Raw genomic sequence first — 14,577 nt, 5'->3', positions numbered from 1 at the left:
CCATGTCTGCGCCGATGCGTCTTACCAACGCCGATATCCTGACCCTCTTCGAGATGCTGAACGCTGAGCTGACACTTCAGGACGCGCACGCTGAACTGTATCTGGTTGGCGGTGCGGTGATGTGTCTGGTGCTTGGCGCCCGCGACGCGACGCGTGATGTAGACGCGTGGTTCAAGCCAACGACCGTGGTGCGCGAGGCGGCAGCGCGCGTTGCGGCGCAGGCCGGCGTACCCGAACAGTGGCTCAACGACGCCGTAAAAGGATGGCTCAGCCCGCACGGCGACTTCGATCGATTCCTTGAGCGTTCGCATCTCCAGGTGTACGTGGCCCACCCCAGGTATTTGCTGGCGCTCAAGTGTATGGCCATGCGACTTGGCGAAGAATTTCATGACCTCGATGATGTGCGGTACCTGCTACGGCATCTCGATATCACCACGGCAGCGGAGGCACTGGCTGTTGTGTCCGCCTACTTCGACGCGGCGCAGGTGCCGCTCAAGACGCGATTGGCGCTGGAAGAACTGCTGACATGAACGCGTCCACCTCACGCGACGAACGCAGAAGCACCACCTGCGTCGTCGTCGGTAACGCGGCCAATCGCTGCAACACCTGCGGTCGCCGTCGTGAAGGGTACGTCCACACCCACCACACAAACTCCCAGGACAGGCGCTCGGGGCATCCCGGTGTCATGTCCGGTCGCGAACGGCCAGCGTAACGAAGCGCGCGTCGCACCAGTCGCCACAGGCAGACGACGCGTGGCAGGTCGAGAAACACCACGGTATCGCACGCCGCCAGTCGTTGTACCATGGTACCGCCGTAGTTGCCGTCCATCACCCACACATCGCGCGCGACCAGCTCCGCCACGCGCAGGCGCCACTCGCTTGGCGGGGTGGCAATCCAGCCAGGGTGCCAGTAGTGCGCATCGAGGTGAATGACCGGGATACCGAGCTTTGTCCCGAGTTGTGTGGCCACGGTGGACTTGCCGGCACCGCCGGAGCCAATGATGAGGACGCGACGCATGCGGCAAATGTGGCTGATTTCGGCGCGTGGGGGCACTATATGGGGTTCGCGGTTTCGCACCGTCCCTCACGGAGTACCGTATGCGCCGAGTCCTGCTGCTGGTGTGGCTTGCCGGATGTGCACGCGCGGTCCCCACCTCGTCAGCCGTGCCTCCCACGGCGCCCTCGGACGCGCCGAGGCCCACGCCGCTCTTCACCAGTCCGGACATCCCGACGTTGTATAAGGACGCGGCCGTTGCGTCGACGATGAGGTTCAAGAAGTCCCCAGCGTTGATGGCGGCGGCCGTGAGGCTGGCCTACGCCAACATCGGCGTGCCGGTTACAGTGGACGAGCCCGGTGGCAAACGAATCGGTAACGCCGACTTCTATCGTTCGCGCAACTTTGCCGGCAAGGCGATGACCGAACTGGTGTCCTGCGGCTCGTCGATGACCGGACCGAATGCGAGTTCGTTTCGCATCTACATGAAACTCCTCACCTCGATCGAAGCCGACGGTCAAGGCGGCTCTATCGTGGGCGTATTGTTCGAGTCCACCGCCCGCGATGTCGTGGGCGGCGCGAGCAACGACCGGATGTCGTGCGGAACCACCGGCGTCCTCGAGCAACTGCTGTTTGCGAAGTTCACATCGTACCTGGGCGCATAGCACCTATCCGCCGCGTCGCCTTCCTCACGTTCTGCCCCCACCTTGAATGAACCGGCCATCGCCTGCCATCGCGCCCACTCGCCTTCGCCATGCCGTCCTCTGGATGACGGTCATGGCGTTCGGTGTCGCGATGGGCTGCACACCCAAGCCGCTGTCGGGTCCTACGATTGCCGGAGACTGGGATGTCTATGTGGCGTTAGGCTCCACGGCGCGAGGTGGCTTTGAAGGCTGGCGACGCATGGGGTTCGCGCACTTCGCCGGCGCCGATTCGCAGTATGTCGGTATCATTCGCCGACGCGCCGGTGCAACCATGCTGTCCGTCACGCATGTCACGATCACGCCCGATTCGATCGTCCTCACTGGTGATGGCAATCAGTCGGTACACGCGCGATGGCAGGGTGACACGCTCAGTGGCGTCATGCGCACCACCGACAAACCCTCCGGGCCACGCCTGCGCCTGATGCGTCGAACGACGCCCTTCGTGGCGGAGACGTCGTACGACCTGTGGCCCGGTGCCGTGTCCGATTCGCAGTATGCCGTCACGGAAGACACGGCGGTGTTCATGACCACCCGCGATGGCGCGAAGCTGGTGAGCTACATCGCGCGTCCGGTTGGCGTCGGTCCGTTTGGTGTCGTCCTGCAGCGCACGCCGTACACGCGCATTCTGCATCCGGCCGGCCGGTACTGGGCGGCGCGCGGCTATATCTTCGTGGCGCAACATGTGCGCGGTCGCGACATCTCCGACGGCAGTGATTTTGGGAACTACGACACCGACGTGCGTGATGGCTACGACGCGGTGGAGTGGGCGGCCACGCTGCCAGGCGCCAATGGCAAAGTGGGGCTCATCGGGCATTCCGACGAAGGGCGTCTCGCTTGGTATGCGGCCGTGAGCGCGCCGCCGCATCTGGCGGCGATTGCTCCGTCGGCCGCGACGGCCGATCCGTGGCGCATCGTGCCGTACGAGGACATGGTGTTCTCGCCCATCAATGTCGCGTGGGCGTGCCTCATGCGCGAACGCACGCTACAGGATATCGCCGAGCTGGATATCGGCGCCGCGATCACGCACCTGCCGCTGCGCGACCTGCCCCAACAGTTGGGCTGCGGCCAGGTGAAGCTGTGGGATCGATGGATCGCGCATCCCACGCTCGACGCCTATTGGCGTGCCCATGCGGTCACGACGAACATCGCCAAGGTGCGCGCACCGGTACTGCAGATCTCCGGATGGTACGACGATTCGCGCGGACCCATCGACTACACGAATGCGCTCAACGCCGTACCAGGGCATCCGTTCATTCGCCTGGTCATGGGCCCCGGTGCGCACAAGGGCGTGGACTACGTGGCCGGTGAATTCGGGCCACAGTCGCGCGTGGACACGCGGCGACTGCAGTTGCAGTGGTTCGATCACTATCTCTTGGGCAAGGACAACGGCGTAGACCGCGGCGCACCGGTGGACATCTTCGTATTTGGCGACAATACGTGGCGCAAGGAAGCCGCCTGGCCGCTGGCGCGCGCGGTCGGCACCAAGTGGTACCTTGCGTCCGGCGGCTCGGCCAATACCAGTGCAGGGGACGGCGGGCTGGATACTTTGCCGCCCACCGGCGCGCCCGCCGACACGTTCACGTACGATCCCGCCGATCCGACGCCCTATCTCATCGACTCGCGCGAACTCGAAACGTCGCTCAACGAAGACTTCTCGGCGCTCAATGCCTCACGCAAGGACGCGCTGGTGTTTACCTCCAAGGCGCTGACGAAGCCCGTGGAAGTGACCGGACAAATGTCGGCCACACTGTGGGCTGCGACTGACGCGCGCGATACCGACTGGAACGTGATGCTGCTGGATGTGTTTCCCGATGGGCACGCCGAGCGGGTGCAGGACGGCGTGGCGCGGGCGCGATTTCGTGGGGGATTCGACAAGGCCGTGTTGCTCACGCCGGGCAAGGTCGAGCGCTACGACATTGATGTGTGGTTCACGTCGCGCGTGTTCCCTCCGGGACACAAGCTGCGCGTGAGCGTGTCATCGGCGCTGTTCCCCAAGTACGATCGGAACTTGAATACCGGTGGCAACAACGAAACGGACAATCGGTTTGTCGTGGCGCATCAACGGGTGCTGCATGATCAGACGCATCCGTCGCATATCGTGCTGCCGGTGATTCCGCGGTAGGCGGCCGGCCGCACGGCGACGTCACCGCGTCATTTCGAGGTCCGTGCCGACTATCAGAGCGACCACTACCAGAAATCCGAACAGGATCAGGAGGGTCCGGGCCGCCGTATCCACAACGGTCTTGCCGGTGTCAACGGTACGGATGGCGTAGCCCTGCGTTCTCCCAAGGTCCAGGCGCACCAAGGCGTTGCTGCGCACCTTGACGCGCGTACTGCTGGCAATCGATGTCCCGGTTGGGTCGTTCGACACCACGTGTCCATCGATCCAACCATCAGGGAGCACACGAATCCCTCGCAGCACCACGTTGCCGTGTTTAGTCTCGAACCAGACATTGGCCCCTTCGAGGACAGTGGGATCGCGTCGCACCTTCGCCATGTGCAGTTCCTGTGCATGTCCGTCCGCGCTCAACTCTTCGGTGCGCGCGGCGCGTACATCGCCAAGCAGAATGGCCGCCGGGCCGGACCCCTCAGCTACTCGGCCAAAGACCCACGTGTTCTCGATGCGCGTCACGTTGAGCGTCAGCGAGTCGGCCCCGAACGCAAACTGCACGGAACGTCCGACCAAATCCGCCGTGGAAGACGTTGCTGGCGCCTTGACGCGATACGTCGTGCAGCCGTCCAACGCGTACACGCCGAGTACCAGGGCGGCGATCACGCTCGCGCCGCGCGTCCCGGTCGGCCATTGTTTCGCACACATGACAGGCTTCCTCGCAGTACCCTCAACGCGTGCGAGAAGCGCCGAGCATTGACTCGGCGCTTCTCTGTACCGTCCGCGGAGGTTCGTTACGGCGTAAAGGCCGCGAGAGCGACTCGCCCTCTGATTCCACGTCGGCACCCGATCGGCAGGATGTCAAACCACGCCGACGGCGCGTCCCACTCTGAGGTGGGATGGAGCAGCGGGTCCACGCACGCGACACCCTCGCGCTTCGCCTCCGCTATTGCTGGAGGAACCGGGATCGCAGCCCGATCCGCTTGAGGCATCGTGGAGGCATCGCCCTCACTCTGCGCCTGTATTATTACGAGATCCCGGTACGCGCGCTATCAGACAAAACCTGACACCGCTGCCGCACCGACCGCACGCCGAGAGATCCTCAATGCCCAACTGGAAGACTGCCGCGACGCTGCTACTGACCACCTCTGCGGCGCACACCGATTCCACCAGTTTCATTCGCGTCAACCAGCTCGGCTATCTACCCGACGCGATCAAGGTGGCGGTGGTGTGCACCCTCGATGCCACGCCGGTGCCATCGTTTCGCGTGAAGGACGCGCGCGGTCGAGTGGTGCTGGGACCGCAGCGGGCGATCCCCGACGGTTCGTTGGGTCCGTGCCGTGTCACGCAACGACTCGACTTCACGTCACTCCGCCGCAGCGGTCGCTACACCATCGAAGCGGGCACGGCGGCGCCGGTCACTGTGCGCATTGCACCAGACGTCTACGATGGCGGTGCAGACACGGCACTGTACTACATGCGGCAGCAACGATCTGGCTGGAACCCGCTGTTTCGCGACTCGGTGCACCGCTACGACGGCAACGTCATCGATGACAGCGGGCGCGTGGTAAAGCACGTCGCGGTCAGCGGCGGATGGGCGGATGCGTCGGATTTCCTGCAGTATGCCACGACGTCGGCGACGGCAACGTACATGATGCTGGCGGCCTATCGCGACAATCCGCACGCCTTTGCCGACGCATTCGACGCGCGCGGGCTTCCCGGTGCGAACGGCATTGCGGATGTCGTGGATGAAGCCAACCACGGACTGGACTGGTTGTTGCGCATGTATCCCGGTGGCACGGAGATGTACAACCAGCTGGGCGACGATCGCGATCATGCGTACTTCGACCTCATCATCAACGACTCATCGGACTACGGGTGGGGCAAGGGACGCGAGCGACCGGTGTATCCGTGCACCGGCCGGCCACAGGGACTGCTCAAGTACACGAATCGTGCCAGCGGCTTTGCGTCGACAGCGGGAAAGTTTGCGTCGACGTTCGCGATCGCGGCGGTGACGATCGCGCAACGCGACACCAGCCGGGGGCGTCTGCTGCGGGAACGCGCCGTGGCCGCGTACGAACTCGGGCTTCTGCATCCAGGCGTCTGTCAAACGGCGCCAGGCACCGCGCCCTACTTCTACGAGGAAGACAACTGGGTGGACGACATGGAACTGGCGGCGGCCCAGCTGTTCGCCGTCACGCGCGACGGGAAGTATCTCCGCGACGCGGCCGATTTCGCGCGGCAGGAGCCCGTGACGCCCTGGATGGGGGCGGACACGGCGCGACACTACCAATGGTACCCGTGGCACAACAACGGGCACTACGAACTGTGGCGCAACGGTTCGACCACGGCGCGTGCTACGGCGGTGACCTCGTATCGCGATGGGCTGCAACGGGTCACTGCGCGCGCCACGAATGGATTCCGCGTGGGCATCCCGTTCATCTGGTGTTCGAACGATCTCATGGCCTCGTTCGCCACGCAGGCCCTGCTGTATCGCCGCATGACCGGCGATGCGCGATTTCGCGAGTATGAGCAGGCCGCCATCGATTGGCTGTTCGGTGCGAACCCCTGGGGCACCTCTATGATGATCGGATATCCCAATGGTGGCGTGTCGGCGCGCGATCCGCATTCGGCGCATGCCGACCGGCTGGGCGTGCAGGTGTTGCTGGGCGGCCTGCTGGATGGGCCGGTGTATCGATCGATCTATGCGAATCTGCGCGGCATTGCGCTGCGCAACGCCGACGAGAATACCCGCTTCAACACGGGATCCATCGTGTACCACGATGACCTTGGCGACTACTCCACGAACGAACCGATCATGGACGGTACGGCCAGCATGGTGTACTTGTTGTCGCAATTGAGTCGTCGTGCGCGCTGAATCACGTGCGTCGCGCGCGACGATGGCGTGCTACTGCGATATGGACACGGCCATGCAGCGCAGCGGATCGAATGGCTTTTCGGCTAAATTGCTCAGCCCCACGATTTGGCCGTTCGCCGTTGGATCAATCCACGGCCACACGCAGGGCGACGTACTACCGGGCCACGCACCGCGATGCTCCCACAGCGTGGTGACCGAGAGATCGGATAGTCGTACTCGGTTAATCGCCATACCCCCTGCTCCCCCGTAGTCCAACTGCAAGAGGTAGACAAGCCCGTTGAGAAAGATGAAGTCGTGTGCCGCACCGCTGCGTGTTCCTGTGCTGCCAGACGGAGGGTTGGGAAACGGGATGTACGGGATCGAGAGAAAGTGCCCGGTGCCATCATTCTTGAGCAGTCCGGGGGCGAACGCGATGCCGGGGAATGGAAACCCTGTCGCGTCTGGCGGGTGACCACTGAGCAGCAGGTTGTACCGTCCATTGCCATCGGTGTCGATCAATTCCGCATGGTAGATGGACTCCCTTGGAGTGACGCAGGCAAGCGAGTGATGTCTTTGGTAAACGTCCATCGCCCTTGTTGATGAGCACGAAGGGCATCTCACCCGGTGTGAGGCTGAACCACGTCAGATCACGTCGGGCTTTCCATCCCCGTTGAGGTCGGCCGCGGATCCGCCGTGGTGAAATCCCACCAAATTCGGAATCTCCGTGTTGCTATAGGTGCCGTCGGGTTGGCTGAGCAGAATGCGCGGGTTCTCACCTGGCGGTGGGCTGACGTCGTGGCCGGTGCAGGCGAAGAAAACATCTGGCTTGCCGTCGCCATTGAAATCGGCGACCAATGCCTTTCGTGGAGTTTGGCAGCCCGTTCGATTGCTCAGTATGGTGGACGTCGCGTCAACCCATTGGCCGGCCGCATTCTTCCGCAGAAAGTAGGTTATGGCCGGTGCCGTCGGCTTGCCTTCTCCCGCAGGGTCTTGGGCAAGGCTCACTAACAGGGAGTACTGGCCTTCCTGGAAGAAGTCCGCAAACGCGAACCCGATGCCTTTGCTGGGGCGAGGAGACGGGCCGCCGGCGCCGCTCGCAGGCCCGCCTCGCGACCAAACGTCTGTCGATCAAATGGCCAGACCGCCGTCCTTCCCCGCTGGGGTGTCGCCGGGGGGATCAACATGAGAGGGCCTACGAAAAGCTAGAGGCACTGGCACGACACGAGAACTCGTTGGTTCGTGCCAAGTTTCAGAGGGATCGCTATGTTGCACTGTGTTCGGTCGCTGACCGCACTCTGTGTTTATCGACTACTAGTCTCCGAAACAATCCGGGCTCCGACTCACGAAGAAGGATGGGGGTTCATTGACCATGCGGTTTGATCCCGAACAGGATGTGGTTGCGATTCTGAAGTCGCTTGAGGTACCTGCCGAATCTGAATGGCCAGCCATCTATCGGCGTGCCTATGCGAACCCGAGCCCGCTTCCGTTCCCGCTCTGTCACCTCGTTCTGGGCCTGTACAGGACTCGGGAAGGACCCGGGACCTTTATCCGAAACGTAAACTGGTTCTTCGAAGCCACGTATCGATTTCTATTGGCACTCGTGTTGCGCCCATATATCCGAAACGTGTCGATTGATCAGTCGCTCTGGGCGTTTTTCGATTCCATTTTGGGTATGGGCGCAGATAGAGGCGTGTCACTCGGCGGGTGGCGCGACTTCGCGTTCGATTGTCTCTCGCGGGTGGTCGAACATCCCAAGGCACTCGGCGAACTGCCACTGTTCCTCAAGAGCTACACGGGGAACAGAAGCAAACTCGACCGACTCCGGCGCCTCAACGACGCGTTTGTTCACTTTAGAAATCGGATTGATCATGGCGCTCGGGACGGCAACTTCCCCGGTTTTGAGATTGCAGACGCAGCGCTATGCGAGCGTGCGCTGATTTGGTTCTTGCTTGATCTCGAGCCGCTCCGTTCCTACTCGCTTGTGATGTACGACGCAAGTGAAGATACGTTCGAAGAGTTGTCGATCGGTGGTCAGTTGCAACCACTTGAAGCTTCGGCGGTTCCTCGCGAGAAGTTCGTATTTTCATCGCTTGATCATGACCGTGTCCCGTACGACCGAGAGGTGCTTGCCTCGTGGCTTGCCGATCGTCAACGTATCGACGCTGCTTGGTCGATGCACCCGTTCCTCACGATAACGCCGAGAGCAGAGTCGTTTGGTGGCGCTCTTCAAGCGCGCCTCTTCGAACGCTTCGTGTCAAGTTCACCGCCACGCGTCGTATTCGAACTGGCAAACCTGTCCGGCTCGGGGAGCTCACTTGGGGCTACGCAAAAGGCCGATGACGTCAACCCGGAGCTTCTCGCTCTGGTTCGTGCGCTGGTGAACATCCTCGATCGGAAGCGGAGGCCTAGCGTAAAGCGTTCAGCGCAGGCGCAAGTTGAGGAAAGCCTGGCAGGTGACATCGCAGACGCACTCAAAGCGGAGGTCGCACGACGCGACTCGGAGCCAGAGGCTCTGGCGACCAAGCAGCGTGAGAATTTCGCTCGACGCCTCGGGCATGCGCGCGATCCGTTCTTCAAGGGACGTGAGATAGAACTTGAGCAGCTGGTGCGGGGCTCAAGGAGAAGAAGTCGCTCCAGATTCGCAGCTTGATCTATGGAATGGGCGGCGTCGGCAAGACCTCGCTAGCCGTGGAACTGTGCCATCGGCTGATCGCTCTCGACGTGTTCGCCGACGGAATTCTTTGGTACCGCGTGCGACAAGAGGGCGTCGCCGAGGTGATAAGACGCTGTACCATCGACCTTGACATTGATCCAAGCATCAACGCCATAGTCGACCTGGACTCGCGGATCGCGGAGTTCCAGCATCACCTGCGCAAGTTGGACCTCTTAATCGTGCTGGACAACGCCGACTACGATTCGGATGTGATGCGCCCGATCTTTAGCCTGTTTGCGGGCATCCCCGTGCTCATCACCAGCCGACGCGAATTCGACCTGCCTGGTTCATCTCGTGTGCCGCTCGGTGACCTGAAGCCCGAGGACGCCATCGCACTTGTTTGCGACCTGCTCGGCATGAACGGAGAATCAGCGTCATTGGCGCCTCTCGGCACAGCCTCCGATGTCGAGATGCTGTGCGGATTGGTGAGCTGCCTGCCGATTGCGCTGATATTGGCAGCGGCGCACATTCGCGAGCGCCACCTTCCCATTCGTCGGTACATCAATGCGTGGCGCAGTCTCCGCAATCCGCTGGGCCTGCTCACAGCAGATCGAATCGACGTAAAGGAGGAGAAGCTGCGTGACGTGCGGGCCTGCTTTGCCATTTTCAACAACGATCTAGACGAGCGGGCTCGGCGGATACTCGCCTATATGGGATTGTGGGAAGGCAGGGACTTCTCATTGACCCATCTCGCCAGCGTTAACCACGAGACCATTTTCCCGTTCCCCTCGGCCACAGTGGCGGATAACGGTTGCATGTGACGTACCAGGTACCTCCTTTGGCGTCACCGGCGGAGAAGACGGGCAAGTCTTGGTGTGGGATCTTTCTGATCGACGGCGGCCGCGACCCGTGTTGACGGTATTCCAAGCGACAGAGCCGATCGCTGATTTGTTTGTGGGGCCGACGGGCGCTGAGTTCCTAATCCAGACTGACTCCGGATTGATTGTAGTGGTGTCACGGGTGGATGTTGCAAATCTCCGCGTTCCCGCATGTGAGAAGCTAGAACACAAACTCGCTGAACGGCTGCCATTGGTCGTGATGGCGGACGATGTACCTGCCATTGAAGTCACGGAAGAGCGACTGCGATTCCGACTGCGGCTGGTTTGGCCATCGTTATGGGCATCGCGATGCGTGGCACTGGCGGACAAAATCCCACGCGTGGAGGCCTCGTGCGAAGTAGTGTCGAGCACTAACAAGGATGTCGTGCGGTCACCGAGCGATCCTGAGTGGCGGGGAAGAATCTCAGCGGAGTGGCGTCCACGCCAGCTCGCAAGCATTGCTTTAGGGACTAGGGACCTTCTTGAGAGCATGATCTTGACAAAAAACAGGATGCCGGCGCTTGCTGAGCCGCATTCTTCCCGCGAGGAGTCGTTGTTGAATTTGTCCAACCCCCGCGAATATGCGCCCCTTCCAGAGTGGAAGACTTTCGCGAGTGTCGATGGTGTGTCCGATGGGCTTGCGGAAGTCTCACTGCTGCTCCAGAAGCGTTCACTTGTTGAAATTGTGCCTGCGACCGACACCCAACGAATGCGCGTTCACCCGTTGGTCTCTGAGTTCGCCGCCGAGCGACTGTCGAGCGACGACAGGTTCAGTGTCGTCCTGGCTCAATCCCGCTTCTATCTCACGCGACTGACGTCGAACAGGGCGTACCTAGATGCGGACGAGAAGAACATTGAGCACTCGGTGAACTTTGCAATCAAGGACTGGCCTTTCAAGAAACTCCTTCTCGCTGACGAGCTGGCAGGCGTCGCCGGCGCACTTCAGTATCGAGGTCGATACCAGCTCATGGTAGCGTGCACGGAGGCGCATGTGGATCAGGCGACGCGATACGGCTCTGATCAGGACTCAGGTGCCGCGTGGATTCTTCATGCCACGGCGCTATACGAGTGTGGCCGCACATTGGAGAGCATGGCGGCGGTAAATCGTGGGCGCCTGTTACTTGAGAGAGCTTCGATTGCGGACCGGCTGATCGGCAGTAACACCGACCACCTTTGGTGGGCATGGTCCAACGATCATCGCATGCGCGACGAGGATCCTTCATGTGCGCTGAAGTGATATCAGTCGCGTCGAAACGACTACGGAGCGCCAGAGCCACGTCTGTAACCCCATACGGGTGGTGCGTTGTCGCATTAAGGGCGTGGCAAGATCGTGCGACGATGCGGGTTCTAATATCGAAGGCACGATCCTGGCGGGCAGCTTCAATAATCTTCGAAATAGAATCGAAGTGCACGCGGAAATGTATGGAGGGTCGAGGACCTTCGTTCCGCCTACGAGCAGCTTCTCGCGCTTGGAACAGGCGATGTCGTATCCGAGAATATTCTGTACACCGCGTACAACCTGCACCTGAAAGCGCTGCTCGCCTCAGGCAGTTCTCTGGAGGCCTCCACCGCTCTTGACGAGTTGCGAAGCGTTTCGAAGTCAATGCCACCGAGTGCGACTCGTTATGATATCCTCAGGTACGAGGCCTTGATCGCTCTAACTGAAGGCAGACCGAAGGAAGCACGACGGCATTGGCTGCGTGCCCGCGAATACCTCGAGCATCCCAACATAGGACCACAACAGGGTTGGTTCTGGGAGGCCCTTTTTTCGATCGCTGATGAGGAACCGCTGCTGGCCGTTGATATCCTGAAGGAAACGCGGCGCTTCTGGTCCAGCCTGGACTGTGACTTTCGACAACGCTACCACAGGCTGGCAGCGTACGCGTTGACGACACTTGGTGATGTACCGTCGGCGCGTGCCGCATGTGCACGGGCAGATGCTTACGTCCGCAAGTTCTCCACCGAAATGCCGTGGGAGCGGATGACTTTCACTGGTATGTATGCCGCACTAGCGACTCTTCGGGTGACGAATGCCGAAGTGCTGAAGTCCGATGAGGCGGTTTGGGGTTCGGTGGCGTCTCGGAACTATGTACTTGTCCGTGGGCCCGATGTACTCCAGAGGAACTCGCCAATGACGCCAAACCGGACGCAGTGCTGGGTGTGCAGAGCCCGTGTCGAACCTCTTCACATGCGGAGTCACCCTGCACGGTAGGAGAGCTTCGCGCGTACTGCGTCGCGTCGGGAACTCCCTTACCATGGTACTACAGAGAGCATCTGCCTACTGCGACTGATACCGAGTGGGCGCGCTTCGTACCATATGCACTGGCAGTCGCGTTGGCCGAGCACGTCGGAGAAGACTTGCCGGACACGGTGGGTTGGCACGCGCTTCCCGACAACCCTGCCTGGCGACAATCGATTCCGCTGCGGGCGACAACTTTGCCACAATGTGCCTCAATTGCCTCATGGCTTGAGCAATCCCCCGCGTGGCGTGTGCTTGCCGAGCACCTGCTCCCAAACGTGAAATCGAACCCAGCGACCTTCACTTTCTGCAAGACCTGCTTATTGCCGACGCGGGTGAGTGCACTCGATAAGTGGAGGATCGTCGAAATCGTGCGGCTTTCAGGGAATCGCCGCACTGCCGCGTCGACTGGGTTTGTTGGCACAAATTGCGCTTGAGAGAAGCGTTCCGCCCATACTGGTTTCTGGTGTTGGCGCGACTTGAGCGCGACTGGCGTACAATCGCCTATCTTCGCCGGAATCCGACATCTCGATTGATGCGGTGTGGCTCCGCCCGGAGCTGGGAAGGCCGCACGCGACCTTTGGAAGCGTCGAGCACATGGGTGCTATCGGTGTACTCTCGCTCACAGAAGTGCCGGGTCCGTGTCTCCTGGTGCCAGACGCTTGCGCCTGGGCAGACGTGCTGGTGTGGCCCTCGCGCATGTTTGATCCTACTTGGTACGACGAGGAGATGCCTATATGGCCGTGACACATGAAAACGTCGCGTCGTGGACAGTCGACATTCTCTCACAGACCCTCAGTGAGAGGCTGCGACTAAATGCGCCGACACTGGTTCTTGATTGCCGCGTAGTTTCAACTGATGGCGCGCGAGATGATCTACTTGTTGGCGATGCTAACCATTCTCCTGGCTTCACGCTTGATCTCGCCAATGGATCGAGCTGGTCGGCACTTATCGTTCCCCAGCGAAACGCATACGCCGGCGGGTCTTCAGGAGTTCGCCTTCGCTTTGCACGCTGGTGCGCCACGTCATCTGAGCCCTTCCGGGGCGCATTCCCAATTTTGCGAACTCAACCGGGAGCGCGCGCGCTACCGACCTCGTTAAGGCCGTGTACGACACGGGAAATGAGGCGTTGATTGAGAGGATAGGTGGTACACTCATAAGTGATTTGCGCTTGGAGTTGCGTGAACTCGGAGAGAGTCCGCGCGCTGCAGTGGACGACCTTGGTTCTCACACCTCTTCTCTCGCCATCGGCCGACGAGTTCCCTCTCGCAAGGCCATTCACTCGTGTGACCTTGGCGTGCGCCACGCGTTCCGCTATGGGCGGCGCGTCGAATTGAAGCAGCCGTTATTGATCACGTCACCGTTCTGCGGCAGCTCGAGAGCCCACCTTCGCCGGAACTATTCTGCTTCGTCCTCGAGGGTGCTGGACTGGAGGCGGTCATCCGAGAGGCAGCGATGCGCTCCGTTGGCGATGATTCCCGTTCCACTCCAGATGTCCGATTTGTCTGGATCGATGAAGTTGCAATGTTGAGCGACAAAGTTTCGAACTTTTCCCCTTCGTCACCTATCGGGCGCAAACAAGACGATGACCGAGCACTGTACCTAAAGTTCTCGACGAAAATGGACAAGCGACATCGACCTGCCTACGTCAAGGCAATCATGTACGGATGCGGACTTTTGCCAGTTCGTGAAGGACGACGTTCTTCCCGAAGACTTGGTCTTTCTGCAGGAAGCGGACATGATCTCGAATGAGTCTGCCGCTTGTTGATCTCTTCGACCAGGAGTAAGTCTCGAAATCGCCGCAGCGTTTGGTTGGGTTGTTCCGGGAGCCTGACGTCACGAACCCAACTTCTCAGATGTACTGTTCCGGGTGAACTGCCAGCTGCAATCGGTCGCGCGACTCACCATGCCGCAAGCCGGAATAGGGGGCAGCAATGGGTCGCTGGTGCCGCGTGCAGAATTCGGCGTAGATTTGTGCGCATGGCTATCCTGCACGATGGCGTTGCCGATCCAGAACCGAATTGGGAGGTGCTTCTCGAGCCCTCGAGAGCACGTTCGCCTGGCTTGAGGTCCGGTAAGGCACGAGCTGCTGGATTACCGTGCCCGATGGCGGCTGCTGGTCGAAATCCTGCTGGGGCACCCG

11 protein-coding genes are annotated in these 14,577 nt (G+C 61.0%); 7 read left to right on the top strand and 4 right to left on the bottom strand.

From position 1 onward, the window contains the following. Positions 1–14 precede the first annotated feature (14 nt). Complete coding sequence (locus IPP90_15440; GenBank protein ID MBL0172085.1) at positions 15–530, top strand: hypothetical protein; 516 nt, start codon at positions 15–17, stop codon at positions 528–530. Here the strand turns inward: IPP90_15440 and IPP90_15435 are convergent. Then, positions 493–1,017 carry a DNA topology modulation protein gene (locus IPP90_15435; protein MBL0172084.1) on the bottom strand — a complete coding sequence of 175 codons (525 nt, stop codon included), beginning with the start codon at positions 1,015–1,017 and terminating at the stop codon, positions 493–495. The two genes, IPP90_15440 and IPP90_15435, sit on opposite strands and share 38 nt — an antisense overlap. A gap of 80 nt (positions 1,018–1,097) precedes the next feature. Between IPP90_15435 and IPP90_15430 the strand changes: the two genes are divergently transcribed. Together IPP90_15430 and IPP90_15425 are read left to right on the top strand one after the other, a co-directional pair. Then, positions 1,098–1,658, top strand: a complete 561-nt coding sequence (locus IPP90_15430) for a hypothetical protein (GenBank protein ID MBL0172083.1) — start codon at positions 1,098–1,100, stop codon at positions 1,656–1,658. 112 nt (positions 1,659–1,770) lie between these two features. Further along, on the top strand, positions 1,771–3,819 hold the full coding sequence (locus IPP90_15425) for a CocE/NonD family hydrolase (GenBank protein ID MBL0172082.1): 2,049 nt from the start codon (positions 1,771–1,773) through the stop codon (positions 3,817–3,819). Between the two features lie 21 nt (positions 3,820–3,840). Here IPP90_15425 and IPP90_15420 read toward each other — a convergent pair whose 3' ends face one another. Then, positions 3,841–4,515: a hypothetical protein gene (locus IPP90_15420; GenBank protein MBL0172081.1), complete on the bottom strand. Its 675-nt coding sequence runs from the start codon at positions 4,513–4,515 to the stop codon at positions 3,841–3,843. 397 nt (positions 4,516–4,912) lie between these two features. Here IPP90_15420 and IPP90_15415 point away from each other — a divergent pair, with 397 nt between their 5' ends. Then, positions 4,913–6,685 (top strand): glycoside hydrolase family 9 protein, encoded by a 1,773-nt coding sequence (locus IPP90_15415; protein MBL0172080.1) that lies wholly within the window; start codon positions 4,913–4,915, stop codon positions 6,683–6,685. Positions 6,686–6,715: 30 nt separating this feature from the next. Here IPP90_15415 and IPP90_15410 read toward each other — a convergent pair whose 3' ends face one another. Both IPP90_15410 and IPP90_15405 read right to left on the bottom strand, forming a co-directional pair. Further along, on the bottom strand, positions 6,716–7,183 hold the full coding sequence (locus IPP90_15410; protein MBL0172079.1) for a hypothetical protein: 468 nt from the start codon (positions 7,181–7,183) through the stop codon (positions 6,716–6,718). A 123-nt stretch (positions 7,184–7,306) separates the two neighbouring features. Beyond that, positions 7,307–7,519, bottom strand: coding sequence for a VCBS repeat-containing protein (locus IPP90_15405; GenBank protein ID MBL0172078.1), 213 nt, complete (start codon positions 7,517–7,519; stop codon positions 7,307–7,309). A 514-nt stretch (positions 7,520–8,033) separates the two neighbouring features. Between IPP90_15405 and IPP90_15400 the strand changes: the two genes are divergently transcribed. The 3 genes from IPP90_15400 (at position 8,034) to IPP90_15390 (ending at position 11,432) form a co-directional block, all read left to right on the top strand. Beyond that, positions 8,034–9,314, top strand: a complete 1,281-nt coding sequence (locus tag IPP90_15400; GenBank protein ID MBL0172077.1) for a hypothetical protein — start codon at positions 8,034–8,036, stop codon at positions 9,312–9,314. Beyond that, positions 9,311–10,138 (top strand): hypothetical protein, encoded by an 828-nt coding sequence (locus IPP90_15395; GenBank protein ID MBL0172076.1) that lies wholly within the window; start codon positions 9,311–9,313, stop codon positions 10,136–10,138. Before IPP90_15400 ends, IPP90_15395 begins: the two co-directional genes overlap by 4 nt. Positions 10,139–10,691: 553 nt before the next feature. Continuing rightward, positions 10,692–11,432, top strand: coding sequence for a hypothetical protein (locus tag IPP90_15390; GenBank protein MBL0172075.1), 741 nt, complete (start codon positions 10,692–10,694; stop codon positions 11,430–11,432). Positions 11,433–14,577: the final 3,145 nt, after the last annotated feature.

It is taken from the genome of Gemmatimonadaceae bacterium (assembly GCA_016720905.1).
GTDB lineage: Bacteria > Gemmatimonadota > Gemmatimonadetes > Gemmatimonadales > Gemmatimonadaceae > Gemmatimonas.
The sequence above is the reverse complement of the archived record's forward strand: the minus strand, read 5'-3'. Positions and strand labels throughout refer to the sequence as shown.

Excerpts from the sequence above, each read along its gene's own strand:
- IPP90_15440 (MBL0172085.1), top strand. The coding sequence starts at position 15 with ATGCGTCTTACCAACGCCGATATCCTGACCCTCTTCGAGATGCTGAAC.
- IPP90_15435 (MBL0172084.1), bottom strand. The coding sequence starts at position 1,017 with ATGCGTCGCGTCCTCATCATTGGCTCCGGCGGTGCCGGCAAGTCCACC.
- IPP90_15430 (MBL0172083.1), top strand. The coding sequence starts at position 1,098 with ATGCGCCGAGTCCTGCTGCTGGTGTGGCTTGCCGGATGTGCACGCGCG.
- IPP90_15425 (MBL0172082.1), top strand. The coding sequence starts at position 1,771 with ATGGCGTTCGGTGTCGCGATGGGCTGCACACCCAAGCCGCTGTCGGGT.
- IPP90_15420 (MBL0172081.1), bottom strand. The coding sequence starts at position 4,515 with ATGTGTGCGAAACAATGGCCGACCGGGACGCGCGGCGCGAGCGTGATC.
- IPP90_15415 (MBL0172080.1), top strand. The coding sequence starts at position 4,913 with ATGCCCAACTGGAAGACTGCCGCGACGCTGCTACTGACCACCTCTGCG.
- IPP90_15400 (MBL0172077.1), top strand. The coding sequence starts at position 8,034 with ATGCGGTTTGATCCCGAACAGGATGTGGTTGCGATTCTGAAGTCGCTT.